This is a genomic window from Nocardia sp. NBC_01503 (assembly GCF_036327755.1).
Lineage (GTDB): Bacteria > Actinomycetota > Actinomycetes > Mycobacteriales > Mycobacteriaceae > Nocardia.
Map to the genome: position 1 here is coordinate 2,362,648 of NZ_CP109596.1, position 26,372 is coordinate 2,389,019.

Annotated in this window: 13 protein-coding genes and 1 pseudogene; 3 read left to right on the forward strand and 11 right to left on the reverse strand. The window is 66.3% G+C overall.

Going from position 1 to position 26,372, the window contains the following annotated elements; genetic code table 11:
- The first annotated feature begins 128 nt into the window (after nt 1-128).
- From OHB26_RS10680 to OHB26_RS10690, 3 genes are all read left to right on the forward strand, one after another.
- Nucleotides 129-3,386, forward strand: coding sequence for an arabinosyltransferase domain-containing protein (locus OHB26_RS10680; RefSeq protein ID WP_442943001.1), 3,258 nt, complete (start codon nt 129-131; stop codon nt 3,384-3,386).
- 137 nt (nt 3,387-3,523) lie between these two features.
- The gene (locus tag OHB26_RS10685) at nt 3,524-6,850 is read left to right on the forward strand and encodes an arabinosyltransferase domain-containing protein (protein ID WP_442942901.1); all 3,327 of its coding nucleotides are present in this window, start codon (nt 3,524-3,526) and stop codon (nt 6,848-6,850) included.
- Between the two features lie 137 nt (nt 6,851-6,987).
- Nucleotides 6,988-7,761, forward strand: coding sequence for an alpha/beta fold hydrolase (locus OHB26_RS10690; protein WP_330184028.1), 774 nt, complete (start codon nt 6,988-6,990; stop codon nt 7,759-7,761).
- Nucleotides 7,762-7,784: 23 nt separating this feature from the next.
- On the opposite strand, the gene OHB26_RS10695 is transcribed toward OHB26_RS10690, so the two are convergent.
- The 11 genes and pseudogenes from OHB26_RS10695 to OHB26_RS10745 form a co-directional block, all read right to left on the reverse strand.
- On the reverse strand, nt 7,785-7,985 hold the full coding sequence (locus OHB26_RS10695) for a DUF5988 family protein (protein WP_330184029.1): 201 nt from the start codon (nt 7,983-7,985) through the stop codon (nt 7,785-7,787).
- Nucleotides 7,986-8,050: 65 nt separating this feature from the next.
- Entirely contained in the window at nt 8,051-9,595 is a 1,545-nt protein-coding gene (locus tag OHB26_RS10700) for an acyl-CoA carboxylase subunit beta (protein ID WP_330184030.1), read from the reverse strand.
- A gap of 54 nt (nt 9,596-9,649) precedes the next feature.
- Complete coding sequence (gene pks13, locus OHB26_RS10705; protein WP_330184031.1) at nt 9,650-14,914, reverse strand: polyketide synthase Pks13; 5,265 nt, start codon at nt 14,912-14,914, stop codon at nt 9,650-9,652.
- 126 nt (nt 14,915-15,040) lie between these two features.
- Entirely contained in the window at nt 15,041-16,963 is a 1,923-nt protein-coding gene (gene fadD32, locus OHB26_RS10710) for a long-chain-fatty-acid--AMP ligase FadD32 (RefSeq protein ID WP_330184032.1), read from the reverse strand.
- A 481-nt stretch (nt 16,964-17,444) separates the two neighbouring features.
- Nucleotides 17,445-18,422, reverse strand: coding sequence for a cutinase family protein (locus OHB26_RS10715; RefSeq protein ID WP_330184033.1), 978 nt, complete (start codon nt 18,420-18,422; stop codon nt 17,445-17,447).
- Complete coding sequence (locus tag OHB26_RS10720; RefSeq protein WP_330184034.1) at nt 18,419-18,958, reverse strand: DUF732 domain-containing protein; 540 nt, start codon at nt 18,956-18,958, stop codon at nt 18,419-18,421. The genes OHB26_RS10715 and OHB26_RS10720 overlap by 4 nt, the downstream gene beginning before the upstream one ends.
- Nucleotides 18,959-19,119: 161 nt before the next feature.
- The gene (locus tag OHB26_RS10725; RefSeq protein ID WP_442942902.1) at nt 19,120-21,102 is read right to left on the reverse strand and encodes an alpha/beta hydrolase-fold protein; all 1,983 of its coding nucleotides are present in this window, start codon (nt 21,100-21,102) and stop codon (nt 19,120-19,122) included.
- 177 nt (nt 21,103-21,279) lie between these two features.
- Nucleotides 21,280-22,278, reverse strand: coding sequence for an alpha/beta hydrolase (locus OHB26_RS10730; RefSeq protein WP_442943002.1), 999 nt, complete (start codon nt 22,276-22,278; stop codon nt 21,280-21,282).
- 356 nt (nt 22,279-22,634) lie between these two features.
- A pseudogene (locus OHB26_RS10735) lies at nt 22,635-23,951 on the reverse strand (alpha/beta hydrolase-fold protein); the annotation flags it as partial.
- Between the two features lie 109 nt (nt 23,952-24,060).
- Nucleotides 24,061-25,089 carry an alpha/beta hydrolase gene (locus OHB26_RS10740; protein ID WP_442942903.1) on the reverse strand — a complete coding sequence of 343 codons (1,029 nt, stop codon included), beginning with the start codon at nt 25,087-25,089 and terminating at the stop codon, nt 24,061-24,063.
- Nucleotides 25,090-25,359: 270 nt separating this feature from the next.
- Nucleotides 25,360-26,325 carry an alpha/beta hydrolase gene (locus tag OHB26_RS10745; protein ID WP_330184037.1) on the reverse strand — a complete coding sequence of 322 codons (966 nt, stop codon included), beginning with the start codon at nt 26,323-26,325 and terminating at the stop codon, nt 25,360-25,362.
- Nucleotides 26,326-26,372 lie beyond the last annotated feature (47 nt).

The window sequence follows — 26,372 nt, forward strand, 5'->3', positions numbered from 1 at the left end:
ATCGTAAAGGGCGACAGAGTATTTCAGTCCGGCGCGGGTGCGGTCACGGGTGAAACCCGCCGGGGTGGCTAGCATCGGGGATCGTGCGCGAAGACACCCGAGCGTTTCATCGAGTCCGACTGCTCGCCGTGGTTTCCGGAGTTCTCGGAATCCTGCTGGCGGTGCTGACACCGATCCTGCCCGTACGGCAGGACCGGCCCACCGTGCACTGGCCACAGGGCGACTCGGTGAATATCGACGCACCACTGGTGTCCTATGTACCGCTGAGCCTGGACGTGAACCTGCCGTGCCAGGCACTGCGGGAGCTGCCCGCCGGGACGCTGTACTCGACCGTGCCGGTCGCCTCCGGGAAGGCGGTGGACAAGGGCCTGGTCGTCAAGATCGAGGAGAGCGCGCCCAAGACCGCCGCTCCCGAGGGCACCGCGACGGCCGAGGGCGCCGAGGGCACCGAGGGCACGCGCACGCTCTCGGTCCTGCTGCGGAACATTCCGCTGTTGTCGGCCCCGGTCGCGGAGATTCAGAACTGCGCGGCGGTGCTGCTGCGCTCCGATGCCACCGAGGCGCGCGTCGAGCTCACCGGAGTCACCCGCAAGGACGGCACGCCGTTCATCGGCCGGGTGGGCGGGGATACCCGGCCGCAGGTGGTCGGCATGTTCACCGATCTGACCCGGGCACAGCTGGGAGACGGTGCCGCACACGCGGATATCGACGCCCGCTTCACCTCCAGCCCGAGTTGGCTCAAGCGCGCCGCCATTATCGGCGCGACGCTGTTCACGCTCATCGCGCTGTACGCACTGCATCTGCTCGACACCCGGGACGGGCGACGGCCGCGCCGTTTCCTGCCCGCGCACTGGTGGCGCTTCCGGCTCGCCGACGGCGTGGTGCTCGGAACACTGGTGCTGTGGCATTTCATCGGGGCCAATACCTCCGATGACGGCTACATCCTGAATATGGCTCGGGCCTCGAAGGTTTCGGGGTACATGGCCAACTACTACCGGTGGTTCGGCGTGGCCGAGGCCCCCTTCGGCTGGCCGTACGAGGTGCTGGTCTGGATGACCCGGATCAGCGACTCCAGCCCCTGGATGCGGCTGCCGTCCCTGCTCGCGGGGCTGGTCTGCTGGCTGGTGATCAGCCGGGAAGTACTGCCGCGCTTGGGCTCCCGGGTGCGACGGGACAATGTCGCGGTATGGACGGCGGGGCTGGTGTTCCTGGCCGCGTGGATGCCCTACGACAACGGATTGCGCCCGGAGCCGATCATCGCGGCCGGTGCGCTGCTGACCTGGTGCTCCATCGAACGCGCCATCGCCACCGGGCGCCTGCTGCCCGCCGCGATCGGCGTGCTGATCGCAGCCTTCTCCCTCGCCGCCGGACCGACCGGGCTCATCTGTATCGCCGCGCTCATCGCCGGCTCACGACCGGTATTGCAGGTGATCATCAAACAGGCCAAGGGGACCGGATCGGCGCTGCTGCGCTATGCCGCACTGCTCGCACCGGGCATGGCCGCCGGAACCCTGGTGCTGGTGGTCGTTTTCGGTGACCAGACCCTCGCCTCGGTCATGGAGGCGACCCGGGTGCGCACCCTCATCGGGCCGAATGTGGCCTGGTTCGACGAGCGCACCCGCTGGGATTCACTGCTCATGCTCTCGCCCGACGGATCCCTCGCACGCCGGTTCGGCATCCTGGCCATGCTGCTGTGCCTGGGCGTCTGCGTCATGGTGATGCTGCGCAAGAACGGCCGGATTCCCGGCACCTCGCGCGGGCCGTCCGCGCGGATTCTCGGCATCATCTTCATGGCGCTGTTCCTGATGATGTTCACGCCCACCAAGTGGACGCATCACTTCGGCGTCTACGCCGGGCTCGCCGGATCGGTGGCGGCGCTGGCGGCGGTCGCGGTGGGCGTCAACGGAATTCGATCCCCGCGCAATCGCACTCTCTTCGCGGCGGCGGTGCTGTTCCTGCTGGCCATCACCTTCACCGGACCCAATGGCTGGTGGTATGTCTCCAGCTACGGTGTGCCGTGGTTCGACAAGGCACCGCTGATCGCGGGCAAGGGCTTCTCCACACTCTTCCTCGGATTGGCGATCCTGTGCCTGCTCATCGCCGCCTTCCAGCACTACCGGGAGCCGTACCGGCAGCCGAAACCGGTGCGCGCCTTCGACAAATTCGCGAGTATGCCGCTCACCATCGCGGCCGCGCTGCTGGTGCTGTTCGAGGTGGCGTCGCTGGCCAAGGCGGCCGTCACCCAGTACCCGGCGTACAGCATCGCAAAGTCGAATATCGCTGCGCTGACGGGTGATTCGTGCGCCCTCGCCAATGACGTACTGGTGGAGACGAATACCGCCGACTCGCTGCTGCAACCGTGGACCGGTGCGCCCGCCGACGGATTGGCCTCGGAGAACACCGGATTCAGCCCGAACGGCGTGGCCACCGACCTCACCGCCGATGCCGAGGAGACCGTCAGCGGCGGAGCCAACTCGGTCAGCAAGGACTCCGACAACAAGACCACCAACACCACCGGGGCCGGGACCGGCGGCGGTAAGACCGCGCAGGCCGGAATCAACGGCTCCACCGTCGCCCTGCCGTTCGGACTCGATCCGGCGCGCACACCCGTCATGGGCAGCTACACCGACGGCGATCAGGCCCCGGCCAAGCTCACCACCGAGTGGTACCGGGCCGACCTGTCCGACAGCGTGCGTGACGATCCGGCCTACCAGGTCCTGATCGTCACCGCGGCCGGACGCATTCGATCGGTCAACAAGGACGGTGTGGAGACCTACGGCGGCGATCTGTTCGTCGAATACGGCACCCGCGCCGCCGACGGCACCGTGACCGATACCGGCAAGATCCGCCCCCTCGATATCGGCCCCGCCCCGTCCTGGCGCAATCTGCGCGTACCGATTTCCGATATCCCGGTGGGAGCCAACAGCATTCGCCTGGTCGCCGACGATCGGGATATCACCCCCAAGCAGTGGCTGGCCGTCACTCCGCCGCGCCTGCCCAAACTGCAAACCCTGAATACCCTTGTCGGCCATACCGCCCCGGTTCTGGAGGACTGGCACGTCGGCCTCGCCTTCCCGTGCCAGCGCCCCTTCGACCACCACGACGGCATCGCCGAGGTCCCGCAGTGGCGCATCCTGCCCGACCGCACCGGCTCGGACGCCTCCAACGCCTGGCAGGACGATATCGGCGGCGGCCCGCTCGGCTGGACCGGACTACTGCTGAAGTCCCAGACCCGCCCCTCCTATCTCGACCACGACTGGGGCCGGGACTGGGGTTCCCTCGAGCAGTTCACCCCATATGTCCCCGATGCCGTCCCCGCCGACCCGAACGTAACCGTCGAAACCCGTTCGGGCATCAGTAAGGACGCACCCATAAGGGCCAGGTAGACAGCGGTTTCCAGCGGGGGCACGAAGCGCGCTTCGTGCCCCCGTCAACACGCCCGAACAGGTGCGATGCGGCATACGTGTCGCACCGCCGGAGTGAACAGCGCCACTCGGGGTCGCGGACAGTACGATCAGCAACCGTGCCCGACGCCTCCGCTGTATTGAGCAAACCGCCATCGACGCCGACACCCACGGCGACACCGCGCGACTATCGGATCGCGAAGACCATCGCGATCATCGCCGGTGTCCTCGGGGCGCTGTTCGCGCTGGCGACGCCGTTCCTTCCGGTCAAGCAGACCACCGCCGTGGTGAACTGGCCGCAGCACGGCACGCTCGGCAGTATCGACGCACCCCTGGTCTCGCAGGTGCCGACCGATCTGACCGCCACCATTCCCTGTTCGGCCATCGCGCAATTGGATCCGCGCGGCGGCATTCTGCTGGCAACCGCGCCGCCGCAGGGCAAGGGCGCGGACCTGGAGGGCCTGTTCGTCCGGGTCTCCGGGGACAGCGTCGACGTCCTGGACCGCAATGCCGTCGTGGCGTCGGCGCAGCGGTCCGAGATGAGCGAGTGCACCGCCATCGTCATCAACTCCGATGAAAAGAAGACCACCGCGAAGTTCGAGGGCCTGACCCGCACCGTCGAGAAGCCGACCGCGGACGGCGGACGCGAACTCGTCACCGTGCCGGTCGAGAGCTCGCTGCTCGGTGATCTGCGACCGCAGGTGGTCGGCGTCTTCACCGATCTGAAAGGTGATGTGCCGCAGGGCCTGTCCTTCCACATGAATGTGGATTCGCGGTTCTCCACCTCGCCGACGATCCTCAAGCTGATCGCGATCATCGCGGCCGTACTGCTGACACTGCTGGCCATGGGCGCGCTCGCGGTACTCGACACCAGTGACGGCCGCGGGCATCGGCGCATCTTCCCCCGGCACTGGTTGCAGCCCACCTGGGCGGACGGCGGCATTATCGGCACCCTGGTGCTGTGGCACTTCGTGGGCGCGAACACCTCCGACGACGGCTACATCCTCACCATGGTTCGCGTCGCACCGCATGCGGGCTATATGGCCAACTACTTCCGCTGGTTCGGCGTCCCCGAGGCCCCGTTCGGCTGGTACTACTACGTCATCCAGGCGTTCTCGGAGATCTCCACCGCCAGCCCGTGGGTGCGAATTCCGGCGCTGCTCTGCGGCATTCTCTGCTGGCTGGTCATCAGCCGCGAGGTGGTACCGCGGCTCGGGCGCGGGGTCGCCTCCTCGAAGGTGGCGCTGTGGACCGGCGGTCTGGTCTTCCTGGCCTTCTGGCTGCCCTACGACAACGGCCTGCGCTCCGAGCCGATCGTCGCACTGGGCGCACTGCTGACCTGGGTCTCGATCGAACGAGCCATCGCCACTTCACGATTGCTGCCCGCCGCGGTCGCGGTCCTGGTCGCGGCCTTCACCCTCGCGGCGGCACCGACCGGATTGATGTGTGTGGCAGCGCTGCTCGCCGGCATCCGGCCACTGGTGCGCATCGTGGTGCGGCGCCGCAAGCAGTTCGGTGATGTGGCACTGCTCGCGCCCATCGCGGCGGCCGGATTCCTGGTGCTGGTGGTCGTCTTCGGCGATCAGACCTTCGCCGGAATCATGGAGGCGAACCGGGTGCGACAGGCCACCGGGCCGAATCTCGCCTGGTACGAGGATTATCTGCGCTACTACTACCTGTTCGTCGAGACCGTCGACGGCTCGCTGGCGCGACGCTTCGCCTTCCTGGTGATGATCCTGTGCCTGATCACCACCCTGCTGGTGCTGCTGCGCCGCCGCCAGGTGCCGGGCATCGCCTCCGGGCCCACCTGGCGACTGCTCGGCGTGGTCTTCGGAACCATCTTCTTCATGATGTTCAACCCGACCAAGTGGACCCACCACTTCGGTTCGTACGCGGGCATCGCGGGCGCACTGGCCGCGGTCACCGCGGTCGCGGTCTCGGCCACGGCGCTGCGGTCGCGCAAGAATCGGTCGGTCTTCCTGGCCGGACTGCTGTTCACGCTCGCGCTCGCCTTCTCCGGCATCAACGGCTACTGGTACGTCTCCAGCTACGGCGTGCCGTGGTTCGACAAGCGCGTCTCCCTGCACGGCTTCCAGTCCAACACCCTGATGCTCATGCTGTTCGGGCTCGCGCTGGCGGTCGTCGCCTGGCAGTCGCTGCGCGAGGGGTACGCCAAGCCGATGGCGAATGGAAAGACCCAGCGCGGCAGGCGGGTTCGCAAATTCGCCGCCATCCCGCTGACCGTCGTCGCGGCGCTCATGGTGGCATTCGAGGTGTTGTCCCTGGTCAAGGGCGCGGCCACGCAGTACCCGGCGTACTCGCTGGCCCGCTCCAACCTCGACGCGCTCTCCGGTAAGAGCTGCGGGCTCGCCAATGACGTGCTGGTCGAGCCGAATGTCAACGGCGGCAACCTGACTCCGGTCATCGATCCGGAGCACCCGCCGCTCAACGGCGATCCGCTCGCGGGCGCCGCCCCGGTCGGGTTCTCCCCCAACGGAGTTCCCGACAAGCTCGACGCCGACAGCGTCGAGGTGAAGCCGGGCACCGGCAATACCTCCAACCAGACCGTCGGCCCCGCCTTCGAGAAGGGGCAGAACGCCGGTACCGGCGGCGGTAAGGGCGCGGAGGGTGTCAACGGGTCCACCGTGGCGCTGCCGTTCGGCCTGGATCCGGCCACCACACCGGTCATGGGCAGCTGGCAGGACGGCGTGCAGCAGCCCGCCAACCTGACCTCCAGCTGGTACCAGTTGCCGGCGCGGTCGGCCGTCTCACCGCTCATCGTCATCTCGGCGGCCGGACGCATCCTGTCCTTCGACGACACCGGCAATATGACCTACGGACAGCAGCTGCTGGTCGAGTACGGACATCAGAACCCGGACGGGTCCGTCACCGAACTGCCCGGCAACTACCGGCCGCAGGACATCGGCCCGGCGCCCTCCTGGCGCAACCTGCGGGTACCGGTCGACGCGCTGCCCGGTGACGCCAACGTCATCCGCATTCACGCCATCGATCCCATCCTCATCGGCGATCAGTGGCTGGCGTTCACCCCGCCGCGGATGCCCAAGCTGCAGACGCTCAACAGCTACCTGGGCTCGCAGCAGCCGATCCTGGAGGACTGGGCCGTCGGCCTGCAATTCCCGTGCCAGCGACCGTTCGACCACCGCTACGGTGTGGCCGAGGTGCCGAACTTCCGCATCTTGCCGGATCGGCCGCTCGCCATCAGCTCCACCAATACCTGGCAGGCCGAGGAGTTCGGCGGACCGCTGGGCTGGGCGGAGATGCTCGGGTCCTCGCAGACCGTGCCCACCTATCTGAAGGACAACTGGGCGCGGGACTGGGGTTCGCTGGAGAAGTACACCCCGTACTACCCGGCCACCGCGGCCGAGATCCAGACCGGCACCGCAACCCGGTCCGGGCTCTGGTCACCGGGCAAACTCCGGGCCTGATACCCGAATGAACGGCTGCAGCGGCCGCCCGCGAATCGCGGGCGGCCGCTTCCGTTTTCCCGCCTACCCCACTCGACGCTCACCGTGAGCGGGCACCCGTTGTGAGACCGGTGCGGACCACCCGGGAGGATGGACCCATGGTGAACATTCAACTCGGCGATGTGGCGGCCTGGTACGACGTGCACGGCGACGGTGAATCCGTGGTCCTACTGCACGGCGGCTTCGTCGATTCGCGAATGTTCGCCCCCGCCATGCCTTCGCTGGTCGGCCGCTTCCGCGTCTACAAGACCGACCGCCGCGGCCACGGCCACACCCCCGATGTGGACGGCCCGATCTCCTACGACGCCATGGCCACGGACCTGATCGCGTTCCTGGAGAAGGTCGTCGGCGAACCCGCCCACCTGGTCGGCCACAGCGATGGCGCGAATGTGGGGCTGCTGGTCGCGCTGCGCCGCCCGGACCTGGTGCGCAAATTGGTCATGATCAGCGGCAATTTCAATTACGAGGGAATAGTCCCCGGCATCCTGGACGATTTCGAGGAGGAATCGGTACAGCGATACCTGGCGGGCAACTATGGCGAGGTCTCCCCCGACGGTGAGGACCACTTCCCGATCGTGGCCCGCAAACTCGCCGAAATGTGGGAATCCCAGCCCGATCTCACCCCCGCGGACCTGCGGGCACTCACCACCCCCACCCTGGTGGTCTCCGGTGACGATGACGCCGTCACGCTGGAGCACACCATTGCCCTCTATCGAGCCATCCCCGACTCGCAGTTGGCCGTCATCCCCGGCGCCTCACACCTGCTGGTCATGGAGAAGCCGAACGAGGTCTATGCCCTCATCGCCGACTTCCTCGGCAAGGACCCGATCCCGACGCGGCAACCCATTCGCCGCCGCGCCGCCCAGTCCTAGTTTTCGGTGCTCCGCCGACCCCGTCAGTGCTCGGTGTGCGCGACCCATTCGTACACCGGCAAACTGCCCTCCGGGGTGTCCTCCCAGCGCGGCGTCACCTTGAACCGCTCGTACCCGCCCCCGTGCGCCACCCTCAACTCGATCCCCGGCGGAGTGATCGGCACAATCCGCTGTTCCAGCCCGTCAGGTCCGCCTTCGAGCAATGCCTTAGGTGAGCTACTCATAGCTGAAGGCTCTCACATCCACCCCACCCGGCCGACCGATTCAGCACAATCGGCGAGCCGCGAGGCTATAGCGGCAGCAGGTGGTGTTTGCGGGGGTTGCGCGGCAGTGTCTTGTCCCGGAGCAGGTGCAGGGCGCGGCGGATCTCCAGGCGCGTGGTGGCCGGGTCGATGACACCGTCGATATAGCCGCGCTCGGCCGCCACCCAGGGCGTGGCCATGGTGGCGTTGTAGAAATCGATCATCTGCTGGCGCATGGCGGCCCGCTGCTCCTCCGGCGCGGCCTCCAAAGATCTTGCGCCGATGAGGGTTACCGCGGACTCCGCACCCATCACCGCGATCCGGGCGGTCGGCCAGGCCAGATTCACATCCGCGCCGAGCTGTTTGGAGCCCATCACCGCGTACCCGCCACCGTAGGACTTGCGGATCACCACGGTCACTTTGGGGACGGTGGCCTCCACGAAGGAGAAGATGAAGCGGCCACCGCGCTTGATGACGCCGATCTTCTCCTGCTCCACACCGGGTAGGAAGCCCGGGGTATCCACCACGAAGATCAGCGGCAGTTCGAAGGCATCGCAGAGCCGGACGAAATGCGCGGCCTTATCCGAGGCGCGGGCGTCCAGGGCTCCGGCGTAGACCATCGGCTGATTGGCGACCACACCCACGGGGCGGCCGTCCACGCGAGCGAAACCGCAGATCACATTGCGCCCGGCCGATTCTCCGAACTCGTGGAAGTCGCCGTCGTCGAAGATGCGCAGCAGCACCTCGTGCATGTCGTATCCGGCGTTATCGGCATCGGGGACGATAGCGCGCAGTTCCAGATCCGAATCGGTGATCTCCGGCTCCAAACCCGGATTCACGATCGGCGCCAGCTCCTGGCAGCTCGACGGCAGGAAGCCGAGGTAGTGGCGGACCCATTCGAACGCCGCCGCTTCATCTTTCGCGACATGATGGATATTGCCGTACTCGGCCTGATTGCGCGCGCCGCCGAGCTCCTCGAGGCTGACGTCCTCACCGGTGACCTCACGAATCACCTTGGGGCCGGTGACGAACATGTACGCCGCTTCGGTGGCGACCACGACATCGGTATTGATGGGCGCGTACACCGCACCCCCCGCGCAGCTGCCCAGGATCATCGAAATCTGCGGCACCAGACCGGAAAGCGGTTCCTGGCGGCGACCCAGTTCGGCGTACCAGGCCAGTGAGGTGACAGCCTCCTGGACGCGCGCGCCACCGGAGTCGTTGATACCCACCACCGGGCAGCCGACCTTGGCCGCGAACTCCATGATCCCGGCGACCTTGCGGCCGAACATCTCCCCGACCGAACCGCCGTACACGGTCTGGTCGTGGGAGAAGACCGCCACCGGACGGCCCTCCACCAGACCGTGTCCGGTGACCACTCCATCGCTGTACAAAGCGGACTTATCGCCCGGATTCTTAACCAGCGCACCGATTTCCACGAAGGTGCCCGGATCCAGCAGCATATTGATCCGGTCGCGGGCGGAAGGGATACCCTTGCGCGCCCGCTTCGCTATCCCCGCCTCCCCCGCCGGTTCTCTCGCGACTGCCAACTTGTGTCGCAGGTCGGCGAGTTTCTCGGCGGTCGTGGTCAACGGGGGCTCCCTTCGGCAGAAACCTACTTTCGCAGAACCTCTTTCGCGGTGAAGCTATTTCGCGGTCGTGTCGACTGCCCCAAGTTTCTTGGTCAGGTCGGCACCGATCACGCCGATACGCGGTTCGTCAACGATATCGATGTGGTCACCCGGGATGTGGATGATCTCCAGATCCGGAATGTGCTCTTCCCAGCCACCGTTCGGCAGCCGCTCCCCGAAACGCGGTTCCAGCTCGATGATTCCATCGTGGTACCGGTCCGCCAGGTAGAGAACCACGTGACCGTCGTAACGCTGCGGCGACAAGCGGTAGAGCTCACCACCGTCGATGTACGAACTCCGCTGATGCTCGAGCACACCACCGGGGATATCGACGCCCGCGAACTTCACCAGCTCCAGGACGATATCGATCTGCTCCGCATCGGATGCGGCGGCCAACTCCTCCAGCTGCTCATCGTCGAGTTCACCCTCGAAGCCATAGGTCTTCTTGGCGAACGCCTGGAAGCGCCGAACCCGGTTCACCCGCTCCTCGGGAGTATCGAGGTGCGGCTGCGACGGCAACGCCACATCGATCAGACCGACCTCGCGCACATCCGCGCCCTCGGCCCGCATGAGCTCGGCGACCTTGAGTGCGAACACACCGCCGAGCGACCAGCCGTACAGGAAGTACGGGCCCTCCGGCTGCCGCTTGCGGATCTCCGGAATGTACTGGCGCGCACGCTCTTCGATGGAACCCTCGACGCGCTCGAAACCGTACATCGGGGTACCCGCCGGGAGACGCTTGAGCAGCGGCTCGTAGACCAGGGTATTACCGCCCGAGGCGTGGAAGACGAAGACCGGCACCGCATTCGAACCGGGAGCCGGCGCGCGCAGGGTGCGCACGAACCCCTCGACATCGTCGCCGTGCTCCTGATAGGTGGCCACCAACTCGGCCAACTTCTCGATGGTCCGCGCTGACCGCACCTGATCGGCGTCGACCTGAGTCTTCACGCGCTCCGACAGACGCGCGATGAGCTTGTCCATGGTGGCGTCGTCGAGTTCGGGCAGCTGGTTGAAGATGCCGCCCGCGGACTTGCCGGTGGCCAGCGCCCAGGTGCCGAAGGCCAAGCGCTCCGGCGCGTTGCGCGGCGGGACATTGTCCTTATCGGTCTCCGCGACCGGCGGAGCGGCCTCGATATCGGCCGAGGTCAGCGAATTCGAATCGACCTCGGGCGCGTCCGCGGTCATACCGGCGGCTGTCGCGGCGCTCGCCGGAGCACCCTCGACATCGGCGGAAGTCAGCGAATTCGACTCCACCGCGGGGGCTTCCGATGTGATCGCCTCGGCCTCGGCGACCACATCGGTGGTCTCGTTGTCCAGCCGATCGGCCACACCCGGCAGCACGGCAGCCGGGTCGGTCCCCGCCGCGAGCGCCGCGCGGGCGGCGGCGACCAGGTCACCGTCGACGGTGATCTCCTCACCGGCGGCCTGGCGTGCGGCGATATCGGCCAGCTCCTCGCGGTGCTCGATGGCGTAGCGCAGCACCTTGCCGACCTCGAGCAGGCTGGCATCGCGCACCGCCTGCAACTGCAGCTGCGGGATGTCGAATTCGTACTCGACGCGGTTCTTGATGCGCATGGCCATCAGCGAGTCCAGGCCCAGCTCCATGAGCGGGATCTCCATGGGCAGATCCTCGACGGCATAACCCATGGATTCGGCGACGATGATCGCCAGGCGCTGCTCGATGGTCTGCGAACCATTCGGGTTCCAGCGCTCACCGGTCTCCTCGACCACGGCGACCTCGGCGGCCGGGGCGGCGACGGCCGCCACCGGCTGTGCCACAACCGATTCCGGCAGCGGTGCGCCGGAGGTGACGACGGCATCGAAGAGCGAGCGGAAGGCGTTGCCCTCCTTGGCGTGCACCGAGACCGACGCGCCACCCGGATGCGGGGTGAGCGTGGTGGTCAGGGATCCGGCGGCCGGAATCGTGCCGTGCGCCACCGAAGCGCCCACGGTGACATCCGAAAGCACCTGTGCCGCAGCCGACTTCACCAGCGCGGCGAGATCGATGACGGCCGCGGCCTGCACCTCCCACACGTGCCGGCCGTCCGGCAGCGCCACATGCGAGCCCGGAATCCGGCCACTGCCGGAGTCCGCGGCCAGCGAAACCTTGGGCCAGTACTGCTTTCGCACGAACGCGGTGCGCGGCACATCGGCGTAGTCACCGGCGGTCAGCAGTGAGGACAGGTCCACCGCGTGGCCCTGTACGTACAGCTGCGCCAAAGCCGAGATGACAGCGGCGGATTCGTCTTCCTTGCGCTTGAGCGTCGGAATCAGCGCGGCATTGTGCACGCCCGCCGCGAAGGTGGTGCCCAGCACCTGCATGAGCGCGACCGAATTCGGCGCGAGCTCCAGATAGGTGGTGATACCGGTGTTCACGGCCTGGCTGATGGCATTGGTGAAGTACACCGAGCCGCGCATATTCGTGACCCAGTAGTCCACGTCGTGCACGGGGGCGTTGCCCGCGCGGTACACGGTGTCCTTGTGCACGGTCGAGTACAGATCGTGCTTGACCGAGGTCGGCTCCAAACCGGCCAGCTCCGCGGCCAATTCACCGAGCAGCATGTCCATCTGCGAGGTGTGGCCCGCGCCGCGGGTCTGCAGCACGCGCGCGAACTTGCCCTCGGCCTCGGCGCGCGCCACGATCGCGTGCACCTGATCCGGCGGGCCGCCGATGACGGTATTGGTGGGCGCGGCGTACACCGCGACCTCGAGATCCGGGTAGTCGACCAGCACCTCTTCGATGGCCTCGGCCGAATACTCGACCAGCGCCATATTGCGCACCTGATCATCGGTGAGCATGGCCTCGCCCTCGGCCATCAGCCGCGAACGCGCGCAGATGACGCGAACCGCGTCCTCGAGCGGCAGACCGCCCGAAATGTACGCTCCCGCAACCTCACCCTGTGAGTGGCCGACCACGCCCTCCGGCTGTGCGCCGTGCGCGCGCAGCACAGCGGCCAGGCCGAGCTGGATGGTGAAGGTGCCGACCTGGCCGGTACCGATATCCCAATCCTGCTCGTCATCGAGGATCATCTCGACGACCGAGTAACCGGCCTCGTCCCGCACGTACTCGTCGACCTCGTCGACGGTCTTGCGGAAGATCGTGTTCTCGTTGTAGAGCTGTTTGCCCATCTTGCGGTGTTGCGCACCGAATCCGGCCATCACCCACAGCGCGCCGCGTGCGGCCGGGGAATCGGCGGTGAAGACGCCGGTGCCCGGCTTGCCCTCGGCAATGGCGCGCAGGCCCGCGATCGCCTCTTCGTGATTCTTGGCGATGACCACACCGCGTGAGCGGCCGTGATTGCGCTTGGCCAGCGAGCGTGCCACATCGGCGAGCGGAGTCGCCTGCCCCGCTTCGGATTCCAGCCAGTCGGCCAGATCCTTGGCGGCGCGCTTGCGGCGCGAGGGCAGGTACGCGGAGACCGGGAGGATCAGCGGGAGCGGCTCCTCGCGGATCCACTCCTGTTCCGGCGCAGCGGCTTCGACGATGCTTTCAGCCTCGGCGAGCACATCGGTCGACTCGTCATCGAGATCGCCGTCGACGGTGTCAGCGGCAGGAGTCGCTACCGTTGGCACGTACTCCTGAATGACCACGTGCGCATTGGTGCCACCGAAACCGAAACCGGAAACACCGATGGTGGCGGTACCGCTGTAGCGCGGGAATTCGGTCGGCTCGGCGACGACCTGCAGGTGCGCCGTATCCCACGGGATATACGGGTTGGGACCCGCGTAGTTGATGCTCGGCGGAATGACATTGTGCTGCAACGCCATAATCACCTTGGCCAGGCTGGCCGCACCGGCGCCGCCCTCGAGGTGACCGAAGTTCGTCTTGGCCGAACCCAGCAGGGCAGGCTTATCAGCCTCACGACCGCGACCGATCACACGCCCCAGGGCATCCGCCTCGATCGGGTCGCCCAGCAGGGTGCCGGTGCCGTGCGCCTCGACGTAATCAACAGTCGACGGCGCGATTCCGGCGTCCCGATACGCGCGGCGTAGCACCTCGGCCTGCGCATCCGGGTTCGGTGCGAGCATGCCGTTGGAGCGGCCGTCGTTATTAACGGCAGAACCTTTGATGACGGCGTAGATCTTGTCACCGTCACGTTCGGCGTCGGCCAGGCGCTTCAGCAGCACGAGCGCGCCGCCCTCACCACGAACGAAACCGTCCGCATCCGACGAGAACGCTTTGAGATGACCGTCTTTGGCGATAGTGCCATTGGTATCGAAGCCCACGGTGGGCATCGGCGCCACCATCATGCTCACGCCACCGGCGAGCGCCAGATCGGCATCGCCGCTGCGCAGCGCGCGCACCGCATCGTGCACCGCTACCAGCGAAGACGAGCACGCGGAATCGATCGCCACCGACGGACCACGGAAGTCGAAGAAGTAGGAGGTGCGATTCGCGATGATGGACGAAACGCTGCCCATGATGCCGTAGGCCTCAGCCGACACCGGAGTCGTCGTATCCTCTTGGCTGCTACCAACAGCCATCGCCGCGATCAGCATGAATTCATTGCCCGCCGAGCCGACGAAAACGCCGACCTGTTCACCCTTGAGCGTGTTCGCCGGAATCCTGGCGTGCTCCAACGCTTCCCAGGTGAGCTCCATGACGAGCCGCTGCTGCGGATCCATCCGCTCGACCTCGACCGGCGAGGTCGCGAAGAATTCCGCATCGAAGCCCTTGACTACCTCCTGATCGAGATAGCCGCCCTTGGTGTTCGCGTTCGCGATGGCCTCGGCCGCGCGCGGATCGCTCATGAACTCGGACCAGCGGCCCTCGGGCAGATCGCGGATGCCGTCACCGCGGTTGATCAGGAATTCCCAAGTGGATTCGGGTGTCTCACCCGCGCCCGGCAAACGCGTGGACAGCCCGACGATCGCGATATCGTGCGCCTCGTCCGGAGTATAACTCGCGGTGTAGAACGAGTCGTCAGCCGATTCGGCCGGAAGATCGGGTTCCCCGTTGATGATTCGCTCCGAGAGCGACGCGATCGTCGGGTGCTGGAACACGATGGTCGGGTTGAGGATGACCCCCGTCAGATCCTCGATATCACCGCCGAGCGCGAGCCCATCTCGCGAGGACAGACCGAACTCCTCCAACGGCCGGTCTACGGTGATCTGCTCGTACGGCTGCCCGGTGGCGTCGGCGACCCAGCGCCGCAGCCATTCGCGCAGCTCCGTCACGGTCATATTCGCGCCGGTGGCTTCCGGTTTCGCGGCGCCGTCGGACACCGTCGGAGCATTGTCGGTCGTCTGGGTGGGGGACGTGCCCTCGTTCTCAGCCATCAGTTCCTCAAGCTACCTGTCTGCGTTCGATGCGCGGCAGTGATTCGGACGTTCGAAGCGGCACAGCTTCATGCATGAATGGCGCGGACCGTCAGGCCCGCGCCACTCCACGTTAGATGCTCCGCCTCACTCCTCGTCAGGAGCATCGGGGAAAGCCTGCTGCGTGTAACCACCACGCAGCGTGCCTTCGATATACGCGGCCCGGCAGGCGGCGCGGGCGATCTTGCCACTGGAGGTACGCGGGATCGAACCCGCGGGCACCAGCAGCACATCGCGGGCGGTGACGCCGTGGCGGGTGGAGATCGCCCCGCGCACCACATCCGCGATCGGGCCCGGATCGGCCTTGCCCGCACCGGGACCACGCTCGGCCACGATGACCAGCTGTTCGGAGCCGTCGTCCGCGTCAAAACTCAGGCCCGAATGGCTGTCCTGGGCAAAGACTTCCGGCGGCAGCTGATTGGCCGGCACCGAGAACGCGGCGATGAAGCCGGCCCGCAGCGCCTTGGAGGCCTCCTGTGCGGAGAACTCCAGATCCTGCGGGTAGTGATTGCGGCCGTCCACGATGACCAGATCCTTGACGCGGCCGGTGATGTACAGCTCGCCGTCCACGTAGACGCCGTAGTCACCGGTGCGCAGCCAATTGCCGTCGGCCGGAACACCCTCGGCGTGCGAACCCTCGGCGACCCGGTTGACGATCCGATTCCGGAAGGTCTTCTGGGTCTCCTCGGCACGTCCCCAGTAGCCGATGCCGACATTGTTGCCGTGCAACCAGATCTCGCCGACCCGGCCCTCGGGCAGTTCGGTCGCGCCCTCGGGGGCATCGACCGATTCGGGGTCCACGATGGCACCCCACTGCGAGAGCGCCACATAACCGCAGGAGACCTGGGCGATGGAGTTCGGCGTGCCCTGTTCGACCTTGACGATCTGCCCCGCATTGAGCTCGGTGCGATCGACGTAGATGACCTTGGCCTCGTCCTCGTGCCGGGTGGCGGAGACGAACAGCGTCGCCTCGGCCATGCCGTAGCAGGGCTTGATGGCGGTCTTGGGCAGGCCGTACGGCGCGAACGCCTCGTTGAACTTCTTCATCGAGGCGGTGGTCACCGGCTCGGAGCCGTTGATCAGGCCGATCACATTCGAAAGGTCCAGCGATTCACCGGCCTTCGGCACGGCACGCGCGGCGGCGTGCTCGAACGCGAAGTTCGGTGCGGCGGCGAAGGTTCCGGCGCCGTCGGAGACCGCGGCCAGCTCCTGGATCCAGCGCGAGGGCCGGCGCACGAAGGCGGACGGCGACATGATGGTGATGTACTTACCGCCCACGGCGGGCAGGATCACCGTCAGCAGACCCATGTCATGGTACAGCGGGAGCCAGGTGACGCCGCGCGAATTCCAGTTCAGGTCCAGCGCGTTCACCATCTGCAGCACATTGGTGCCGACACCGCGATGGGTGATCTCGACACCGGCGGGCACGCGTGTCGAACCCGAGGTGTACTGCAGGTACGCGATATCGTCAACCGCGATATCGGGCCGGATCCACGACTCGCCGACGCTGTCGGGGATGGCGTCGACGGCGATGATGCGGGGCCGCTGGGCCGCGGGCAGTCCGCGGAAGAACTGGCGGACCCCGGCGGCGGAGGAGCTGGCCGTCAGAATCGCCGAGGGCGTGCAGTCACCGAGCACCGCGTGCAGGCGATCGGTGTGGCCCGGCTCGTCCGGATCGAACAGGGGTACCGAGATGGTGCCCGCGTAGATGGCAGCGAAGAAGGAGATGACGTAATCCAGGCCCTGGGGGGCCAGGATCGCGACTCGGTCACCACGCTTGGTCACCTGCTGAAGACGTGCAGCCACCGCGCGCAGCCGAACGCCGAACTGACTCCATGTCAGGTCCTGATAAACACCGTCGCGCTCACGTGAGTAGTCGATGTACCGGTAGGCCAGATCATCGGCGTCATTCCCGTGTGTGTGCTTCTCGACGTAGTCGACGAGGGTGCGCCCCTCGGGAATCGTGATGTTCCCCGTTTCGTCGAGGTAATCGTCGAAAGTCTCGTCCATTCCTTCTTCTCCTCCGAGGCACACGCGACAATGACGGCGACGATGCCGCTGTTGCCTTGTGGGGCCCCGACTTTTCGCCCGCGGGGAGCTCTCTCGAGAGCCGACCTGCAGAATTCTGTTGCGGTCTGCGCGGTGACCGTCTATTGGCTAGATGTACTCAAACCAGGGTCATGTTACAGAGGAGCCACCCTGCCATGCTCCGGAGCGGCTAAACATATCCCAGCTCACTCGACTCGCGCACACGGGATCACCGGCGCGAATGTGGCTGTTTGGGTGCGCAACCCGCCCGCATCGGGACGAGGATGTGAGTTGCCGCACCCGGGTCACCCGGGCGAGGGACGGCGCGGGTGTGCCGAACCCCACTGCTGTCATCAACACCTGCTCCTGGCTGTCCGGATGTACCCGCGCCACCGGGCCAGCCGGTGCCGCAACTCGCAGCACTTTACAGCGTGACCCTGAAACTGGGGGGTCGGTCGGAACTTCAGGAGTGCGCGGGGTGCGGGGCGTTCTCGATCAGCCCATCGGCCCAGTTGACGGTCCACTGGGTGGCCGTGGTGCCGCTGTCGTCCACCACGAATCCGTTGTAGAGACTGTGCACCGGATTGCCCGCGGCCTTCACCAGCGTGCCCACGCTGCCGAGCAGATTCGCCGGGTTCAACGCCTGCTTGGGCGAATCGCAGATCAGATCACCCGGGGCGCAGATGGTGAAGGCACGATCGGCCAAGTCGCCGAAGCCTTCTCGCGGACCGGTCATGGTGATGCCGGGAACGTTCAATCCGCGCAGCGCCACCTCCGCGCCCACGCCGGCCGGCGCCTGCCCGATCTCGGTGGCCTGTCCCGGCCCCGGATCGCGCCGCCCGTCCGCGATGACCATCACGCCCAGCACCTTGTTCGCCGGGACCGGACCCTTGCCCGCACCGATCTGCGCGGCCACGTCACCGGCGATCACCGCGCCCTGTGAGAAGCCGACGATCACGTAATTGGTGAGCGGGCACGCCTGGTAGGTCGCGGCGAGCTTGTCGGTGGCGCGCTTGGTGCCCTCCGAGCGACTGTTGTTGTAGGACTGCTGACCATCCGGCGGCAGCGCGATCGGATTGGAGAACTGCGCCACGTACGGGACGGTGTAGACCTCGAGCCGGTCGTTGGGGAACTTCTCCCGCACCGGGTTCGAGATATTGAGCATGAGCGACGCCGGATTCGCGGACGGGTTGTACGGATCGTCACCGCTGCTCGACTCCCAGGTGCCGGGCAGCGACAGGAACAGCACATCCGGGCAGTCGGCCGACTGCGAGGTCGGCTCCTTCGTCCCGGGCGGTTTCGGACCCGGCACCCGCAGCCGGCCCGCCAGCAGGTACCACAGCAACAGCACCACGATGATGACGATCACGATCGCGGCGATGAGCAGCAGACAACCCGCCGGCTTGGACCGGCGTCCGGGGCGGCGTCGCGAGGTCGTCACTTGTTGCAGTAACTCTTGATCGCGACGTCGTAGTAGATCTTGCCCGCCTGATCCACCGACATCTTCGCCTCGTCGAAGGACGGATCGGAGCCCGCGATCGCGGTCACGTAGGTGATGATCTGATCCTTGGTGGCGCCCTCGGCTGTGCCCTGGCAGACCAGGCTGCCCGCGGTGAGCGCGATATCCGGCGCGGCCGGATTGATGCCCTGCTTCTTGAGTTCCTCGATGAAGGTCTTGTCGCGATCGGTCAACGGCGGCGTACCGCTGGGCGTGGTGAGGAACTGGCTCGGAACGGGCTGCGGGCGTTCGGCTTCCGGCACCGTGGTCGGGGCGGCTTCCGAGGTCCCGGGCTGATCGGACGGTGCGTCGCCGCCGGGCGCGGTGGTGGCGGGAGCCGCGGTGGTGGTCTTGGTCGTGGTCGGAGCCAACGTGGGCGTACTCGTCGCGGTCGAATCATTGTTGCCGCAGGCGGCAAGCAGTCCGGTCGCGGCGAAGACCATCACCACGCCGAGAACCTTTCCACGGGTCCGATGCATGTGTTCGTTTCCTTGATCTGTCTGCGGGGCTCGAAGGTCGCACCCAGGCTAGCGGCAACCTCACTCGCCGCGCCTGCCTCGACTGTGAACCTCATACACTTCTCAGCGTCCGATACTCCCCCGGCAGTTACCCGGTGGCAGCCTCGGAAAACCCCTACCGGTCAGTTTGGACGTACTTCCGGACCGAGGGCCGGAATGGGCAGCGGGAAGTTCTCCGCAGGCAGTACGGGTTCCGCGGGTGGCGCGACCGGTGCCGCCGCCGCGGCCGCGGGTTGCGGCGCGGGCTTGGGCTCGGCCGGCGGCGGGCCGCCCACGGGAGCGCCGATCGGCTTGCCATCGAGTCCGAACGCTTGGGCGCGTCCGTCCTGCTGTACGACCGAACCGCCCTGGAAGGCCTGCTGCACAGAACCGTTCGGGTTCGTGCCCTCATCACCGATCGGGAAGCCCAGGCCACCGTTCTCGAAACCCTGTGCGCCCCAGGCATCCATGATCGGACCCTTGCGCACACCCCAGGCGCCCGAGAGCGGACTCCAGTAGATATTGCCGCCCTCGAAACTCAGGAAGCGGCCCAGATCCTTCAGCGGCTGCTCCTCCCCGGTCGGGAAGCCGAAAGGACTGTTCTCGAAACCGATCTGGGCGTACCGGCCCAGGATCAGACCCTGCACCAGATGCGCACCGGACTTGGGACTGAAGTAGATGGGCCCGTTCTCGAAGCCCTGCACCACACCGTCCCGGTTCGGCGTCGCCGCCTCCGGACCGTTCGGATAGCCCGCCGGACCGCGCTCGAAACCCTGTTTGCCCCACTGGTCCAGAATCGCGCCGCGCACCATCTGCGCACCGGTCTGCGGGGTCCAGTACATGGAGCCGCTCTGGAAGGATTGGAAACGCCCGCGACCATCGGGCAGCGGCTGCTCCCCGCCGGTCGGGAAGCCCAGTCCACTGGCCGCGCCATTGAGACCCGAGTAGCTGCCCGCGATGGCGCCGGTGATCGGCTGTGCGCCGGTGGCGGGCGAGTAGAACACCACACCGTTGCGGAAGTCCTGTGCCACACCGCCATTGGCGACGGGGTACTCACCGGTGAGGCAGTCGCCGAGCCAATTGTTCAGCTGTAGCAGCCCGCCGATCGCACCACCGGGCTTGCAATCGCTGGGGGTGCCGTCCACGCCGAGCGAGGCGGCGATCTGCGGCCAGGACTGGCGCATCTCGAAATCCCAGTAGGGCCAGGTGTGCGTCCCGGACGGGCGATAGCTCACCTGCACCGGGATATTCAGCTTGTTCAGCTTGGCGACGAAGTTCTGTGTGCTCAGCCGGGACAGCACCTCGAGGCCCATACCCGCGTAGTTGGTGGTCAGGCCGGGGACCTCACCGGGCGGATCGGTCGCGCCCGCGGTGCCGCTACCGCTGGAGACGTAGAGGGCGATGCCCTTGAGCTTGTCGGCGAGTTCGAACGGATCGTGCGACTTCCACTCCGGGCTGGACGGCGGCCCGAACATGGCGTTGGAGTCGAATCCGCCCGCGTCCTTCATGGCGAAATTGACCATCTGCGGCATGCCGAGCGTGGTCAGGGTGAGGAAGCCGGAGTAGGAGGCGGCGTGCCGCACCCAGCCGGGATTGCGGGCCGCGAGCATCATGGCGGCCGAGCCGCCCATCGAGAGTCCGGATACCGCACGCACATTGGTGGCGCGGAACTGGCTTTCCAGCAGCGGCGGGAGCTCCTTGGTGAGGAAGGTTTCCCACTTGTAGTTGCGGCCCTGATCGGGTTGGAGCCAATCGGTGTAGAAGCTGGATTGGCCGCCGACCGGGAGCACCACCATGACGTTCTTGTCGGCGAAGAATCCGGCGGCGCCGGCGTCCTTGGTCCAGCCGTTCTCGTCATCGGTCGCGCGCAGACCGTCGAGCATGAACATGACCGGGAATTTGGCATCGGGTTTGGCGCGCCAATCCCGCGGCATCAGCAACTGCACCTCGACGGGCGCACCGGTCGCGGGCGAGTTGACCCACAGGGCCACCCGGCGATCACCCAGCCACACCGATTTCTGCACGGTCGCGGGCGTCCCGGCGGGCACCTCGGGTTCAGCGAAGGCCATGCCGGGTCCCGCTATCGCACCCGTACCACCGAAAATGCCTACTGCCAGCGGAAACATGGCAGCAGCGGCGCATGCCGCCCAACGGCGGCGCGCCCGCTCAGTCCCACCAACAACTCCAACCACACAAGTGTTGTACCCCCGATCGGGTGCGCGGGCCGGTAGGACGCGCGGGAATCGGAGGCACATCAGCAAACGACCGGTTTCTTTTTCGAGTCGTCCGGCACGACTTCACGGCTACACGCCCAGGGCCGACAGAATGTCCGGCCGCGCCGCGGTCAACTGGTCTTGCCAGTAACCCCACGAGTGCGTGCCCTTGGTCGGCAGGCTGTAGTGCGCGCCGATCCCGAGCTCATTCATCCGGGACATGAACGAGACGGTATTGAGCATCGACAGCGCCTCCAGGGCCACCGCGTTCATGGTGTTGAACGCACCCCGCGCCGAGGCCGGATCATCGTGCGCGCCGAGCACACCCCAGGACGCCGAGATGTACATGGGCAGACCGCGCAGCTGCGGCGCGAAGACGAACGGATCCATGCGCAGCCACTGCGGGCTCCACGGCCACGCCATCGAATCCACATTGAAGCGACCGGCATCGAGCATGGCGACGCGAATGGCCTCGCGCATACCGGGCGCGGAGATGTTCAGGTAGCCGGAGAACGAGGAGGCGTGCATGAACATATCGCGGTGATAGGCGGCCAGCGCCAGCGCCGCGGAGCCGCCCATGGAGAGTCCGGCGATGGCGTTCCGGGTGCGGGACACCCCCATCGGCTCCAGGAAGGCGGGCAGCTCCTGGGTCAGGAAGGTCTCCCAGCGATAGGTGAACTTCTGGCCGTTGGTGCTGGAGGGCGCGCGCCAGTCGGTGTAGAAGCTGGATTGGCCGCCGACCGGCATCACCAGGGTGACATTGTCATCGGCGAAGAGCTGCAGGGCATTGGTCTCGAATGTCCAGGCGTTGAAGTCATCTCGCGCGCGCAGACCGTCGAGCAGGTAGAGCGCGGCATCGCCGCCATTCTTGGCCCACTGCACCTGCACCTTCACCGGCCCCATACTGGAGGGCACCATGAACTCCTCGAAGCGCGGGCGCGGCGGGGGTTCGGGTGCGGGCTCGGCGGCGGGCGCGGGCGGCGGTGCGGGCTCGGCGACGGGGCCGGGGGTGGCATCGGTCTCACCGACGGGTTCGACTGTGCCGTCCGGGGATTGACGCAGCGGCAGGGCCTGCGCGGTACCCGCCATTCCCGGCAGACCCGACACCCCGGGCAATACGGCCACACCCGGCAACGCCGTCGCCGCGACGGCGGCCGCCAGCACCCGGCGCCGCCAGCCGTGCCCGCGCCGGGCCGTCGAACCGACCCGGGTCGTCGAACCCTGCTGTATCAGCGAACCACGCTGTGCCGAAATGGAATTGCGAACCGAATCTGGGCATGACTCACCCTGTACTGCCATCTGAATGTGCTCCTGAACCGCAAAGGGGGAACGACACCAACGATGACCGGCGTCACGGACTCGGAGCACATTACCGGTGCGAACCGGTTAACTGGCGGGTATCTCGGTCAGCTGGCGTGTATTTCGGCTTTTCCGTCGTGAAAGACAATGGAGCCGCGCTGGAAATTCTGCTGTGCGCCACCGGAAATAGGACTTTCGTCGCTAATCGGAAATCCGAGCGCACTGGTCGGTCCCCCCGCTCCTTCATATGCGCCGCCGATCATTCCACCCACCGGATGCGCCCCACCCGCCTGCGACCAGAACACCCGGCCGCCCTTGAAATCCTGCGCCGCACCACCGGCCACCGCGAACTCCGGGGTCAGGCACTCCCCCAGCCATGATTTCGCCAGTGCCACAGGCAGAATCGCACCCGCCGAGGCGCACTCCGGCTTGGCGGCCTCCACCCCCAGCGCGGCGGCGGCCTGCGGCCAGGACTGACGCATCTCGAAATCCCAGTAGGGCCACGAATGCGTGCCGGAGGGACGGTAATTCACCTGCACCGGAATGCTCAGCTTGTTCAACTTGGCGACGAACTGGAGCGAGGAGACCCGGGACAGCACCTCGAGCGCCATACCCGCCCAGTTCGTGCTCACCCCGGGGATACCGGAGGGAATGTCATTGGGTCCCGCCAGGCCGCTACCGCTGGAGACATACAGGCTCACGCCCTTGAGGTGCTCGGCCAGCGCGTAGGGATCGTGCGTCCCCCATTCGGCATCGTTCAGCGGCCCCCACATGGCATCGGATTCGAAGCCGCCGGCATCGCGCATGGAGTACTGAATCGCCTGCGGCATACCTAGAGTGGTGGTGGTCAGCCATCCGGAGTAGGAGGCGGCGTAACGCGCGAAGCCAGGATTGCGACCGGCGAGGGTCATGGCCGCGGTACCGCCCATGGACAGGCCCGCCAGGCCGCGCACATTGGTGGTGCGCCAATCCTTCTCCAGTAGCGGCGGTAATTCCTTGGTGAGGAACGTTTCCCACCTGTAGGTCTTGCCATTGTTCGGCTTGCGCCAGTCGGTGTAGAAGCTGGACTCGCCGCCGACCGGGAGTACCACGGTGACGTTCTTGTCGGCGTAGAAAGCCTGCGCCCCGGTCTCCTTGGTCCAGCCGTTCTCCTGATCGGTGGCGCGCAGCCCGTCGAGCATGAACAGGGCCGGAAACTTGGTGTCCGGCTTACTGTTCCATTCGCGAGCCAGCAGCAGCTGCACTTGAATCCGGGTGCCCATGGCCGGTGAATCGATCCACAGGGCGACCCGTCTATCGCTCAGCCACACCACATTTCGAATAGCCGGTGCCGATGAGACCTGCGCCGCACCGGGATCCGCGATCGCGGTTCCTCCCCCTATCAGAACGGTCGTAGCCGCCGTAAGCGCCACGAGCCCACCCCATCTGGGCCTCCGTCGTCTACCTCTTGCCACAGTTGCCACAGTAGTTCGCCTCCGCCACTGCGGCTTCCGAACCTCGGCATACGCAAAGGACCGGCCACCCCATTCGGGATGGCCGGTCCTTTTCGTCTGAATCGCTGCTACGCGGGAATCAGGAGTTCAGCGCCTGCAGAATCTGCGGGCGAGCCTTCCACAGCTCCGCTTCCCAGTTCTTCCAGTTGTGCACGCCGATCGCCGGGTAGTCGTAGGTCACATTCTGACCGATACCCAACTGATTCATCCGGCCCTGGAACAAACGGGTGGTGACCATCGAAATCGCTTCGATACCCATGGCATTCGCGGTATTGAAGGCACCGGACGCCGCGTCCGCACCACTGGGCAGACCACTCGCGGCCGAGATGTACATCGGCAGACCCTTGAGCTGCGGGGCGAACACCGAGGGGTCCATACGCAGCCAGGCCGGGCTCCACGGCGCGGCCATCGAGTCCACATTGAAGCGACCGGCGTCGAGCATCATGACGCGAATGGCCTCACGCATACCCGGCGCGTTCCAGTTCAGCGGACCCGAGAAAGAAGAGGCGTGCTTGAACATATCGCGGTGGTAGGCGGCCATGCGCAGCGCGGCCGGACCACTCATCGACAGACCCACAATGGCGTTCTGCGTACGCGAAACACCGTATCCGGCAAGGAAATCGGGGAGCTCCTTGGTGAGGAACGTCTCCCACTTGTAGGTGTACTTCTGACCATTGGTATTGCTCGCCGAGGTCCAGTCCGCATACCAGCTGGACTGACCACCCACCGGCATCACCAGGGTGACATCGTCGTTCTCGAACTGCTGCATGGCGTTCGTCTCGAACGACCAGGCGTTCTTGTCATCGCGGGCGCGCAGACCGTCGAGCAGGTACAGCGCTTTGCTGCCACCGTTCTTGGCCCACTGCACCTGCACCTTGACCGGGCCCATACTGGACGGGACCATCAACTCTTCGTAGCCGCCCGCGGGGGTGCGGTGCACCGGGCTGGCGATCGGAGCGGCCATGGCGATCGTCGGGGCCGCGACTGCCGCGGCGGTCGGGATGGCCAGTGCCGCGGCGCTCGCAGCCAGAAGTCGTGTGCCCCACCCACGCTGAGCACCACGTCTGGACTGGACTCCACCCGGCATGGCGGACCTGCCGAAACGCATGGATACTGCTCCTTCTCTACTGCTGTAGTTCAGTTGTATTCGCGTTCGCGCACACGGCAATGCCGTTGCAGGCGTAAGCGATCGACACTCACGACGAATCCCGACCTTCGAAGTGAGTGATGCGCTACCACGGTCTGGTCACATGCGCTCGCTGGAGGGTATTCGACCTTCCGGGCGGTTGGCAAGGTGATGCTAAATCCGGACCGTAATCGTGCGGTGACCTTATCGCGAATCATCAGTGATGTCGCGGCAACAGGAAAATCCCTACGGTCAGCCGATGTTCGCGCTGAGATCGGGCAACATCTTGAAGACCTGATCCTGCCAGTACTTCCAGGAGTGCACACCGTTCGGGGTGTAGTCGAAGACGACATTGCTCGGACCGAGTGAGTCCATACGGGCCTGGAACGCACGGGTATTCGCCAGTGCGACCGTCTCGAGTCCAGCCGCATTCGTCAGGTTGAACGCGTCCAGTGGCGAGTTCACCGTATCCCGGTCACCGGGTTGACCGTTACCGGTGGCTATCCACAGTCGGGTGTTGTTGGCCCGCAGCAGCGGTGCGAACACGAAAGGATCGTTGCGCAGCCATAATTCGCTCCACGGCGGCCCCCACATGGAGTCGATGTTGAAGCCGCCCGCGTCCAGCAGCGCCAGCCGCAGCGCCTCCCGCATTCCCGGCGCGGAGATATTCAAATAACCGGAATATGATGCGGCATAACGGAACTGATCCGGATGATAGGCGGCCATGACCAGCGCCGCACTACCGCCCATGGACAATCCGAAGACGCCGTTGCCGTTCGGATTGAAGCCCAGCCGAGCCGCCAGCGCATTACGCAGATCGCGGGTCAGAAATGTTTCCCAGGCGTATGCGGTGGTTTGGCCGTTGGTATTGCTCGGGGCCATCCAGTCCGAGTAGAAGCTGGACTGACCGCCGATGGGCATCACCACATTGATGTTCCACGCGGTCAGTACGCGCTCCACGTCGGTGTCGATCTCCCAACCGGACAGGTCATTTCGCGCGCGCAGACCGTCCAGGGCATAGACCACGCGCTGGGTATTGCCATCCGCGGCGCGGAAGATCCGCGACTTGATCGGACCCATACTCGAGTCGACCCAGAAGTCGGATCCGGCCGGATCGAATGCCGCGGCGGCCGGAGCCGCACCCGGACCCACCGCGACCGCCCAGGGCATGGCCAGTGCCATTGCCAAGCCCACGACCGAGCGGCGCAGCTTCGTCATCGATTCGCCTTTCACCGCGATCGTCGTTGATCACACCGAATGGAGAA

Bases quoted from the DNA above. Each gene is read 5' to 3' on its own strand.
- OHB26_RS10725 (WP_442942902.1), bottom strand. From the start codon at position 21,102: ATGTTTCCGCTGGCAGTAGGCATTTTCGGTGGTACGGGTGCGATAGCG.
- OHB26_RS10745 (WP_330184037.1), bottom strand. From the start codon at position 26,325: ATGACGAAGCTGCGCCGCTCGGTCGTGGGCTTGGCAATGGCACTGGCC.
- OHB26_RS10695 (WP_330184029.1), bottom strand. From the start codon at position 7,985: ATGAGTAGCTCACCTAAGGCATTGCTCGAAGGCGGACCTGACGGGCTG.
- OHB26_RS10740 (WP_442942903.1), bottom strand. From the start codon at position 25,089: ATGCGTTTCGGCAGGTCCGCCATGCCGGGTGGAGTCCAGTCCAGACGT.
- pks13 (WP_330184031.1), bottom strand. From the start codon at position 14,914: ATGGCTGAGAACGAGGGCACGTCCCCCACCCAGACGACCGACAATGCT.
- OHB26_RS10730 (WP_442943002.1), bottom strand. From the start codon at position 22,278: ATGGCGGGTACCGCGCAGGCCCTGCCGCTGCGTCAATCCCCGGACGGC.
- fadD32 (WP_330184032.1), bottom strand. From the start codon at position 16,963: ATGGACGAGACTTTCGACGATTACCTCGACGAAACGGGGAACATCACG.
- OHB26_RS10720 (WP_330184034.1), bottom strand. From the start codon at position 18,958: ATGCATCGGACCCGTGGAAAGGTTCTCGGCGTGGTGATGGTCTTCGCC.
- OHB26_RS10690 (WP_330184028.1), top strand. From the start codon at position 6,988: ATGGTGAACATTCAACTCGGCGATGTGGCGGCCTGGTACGACGTGCAC.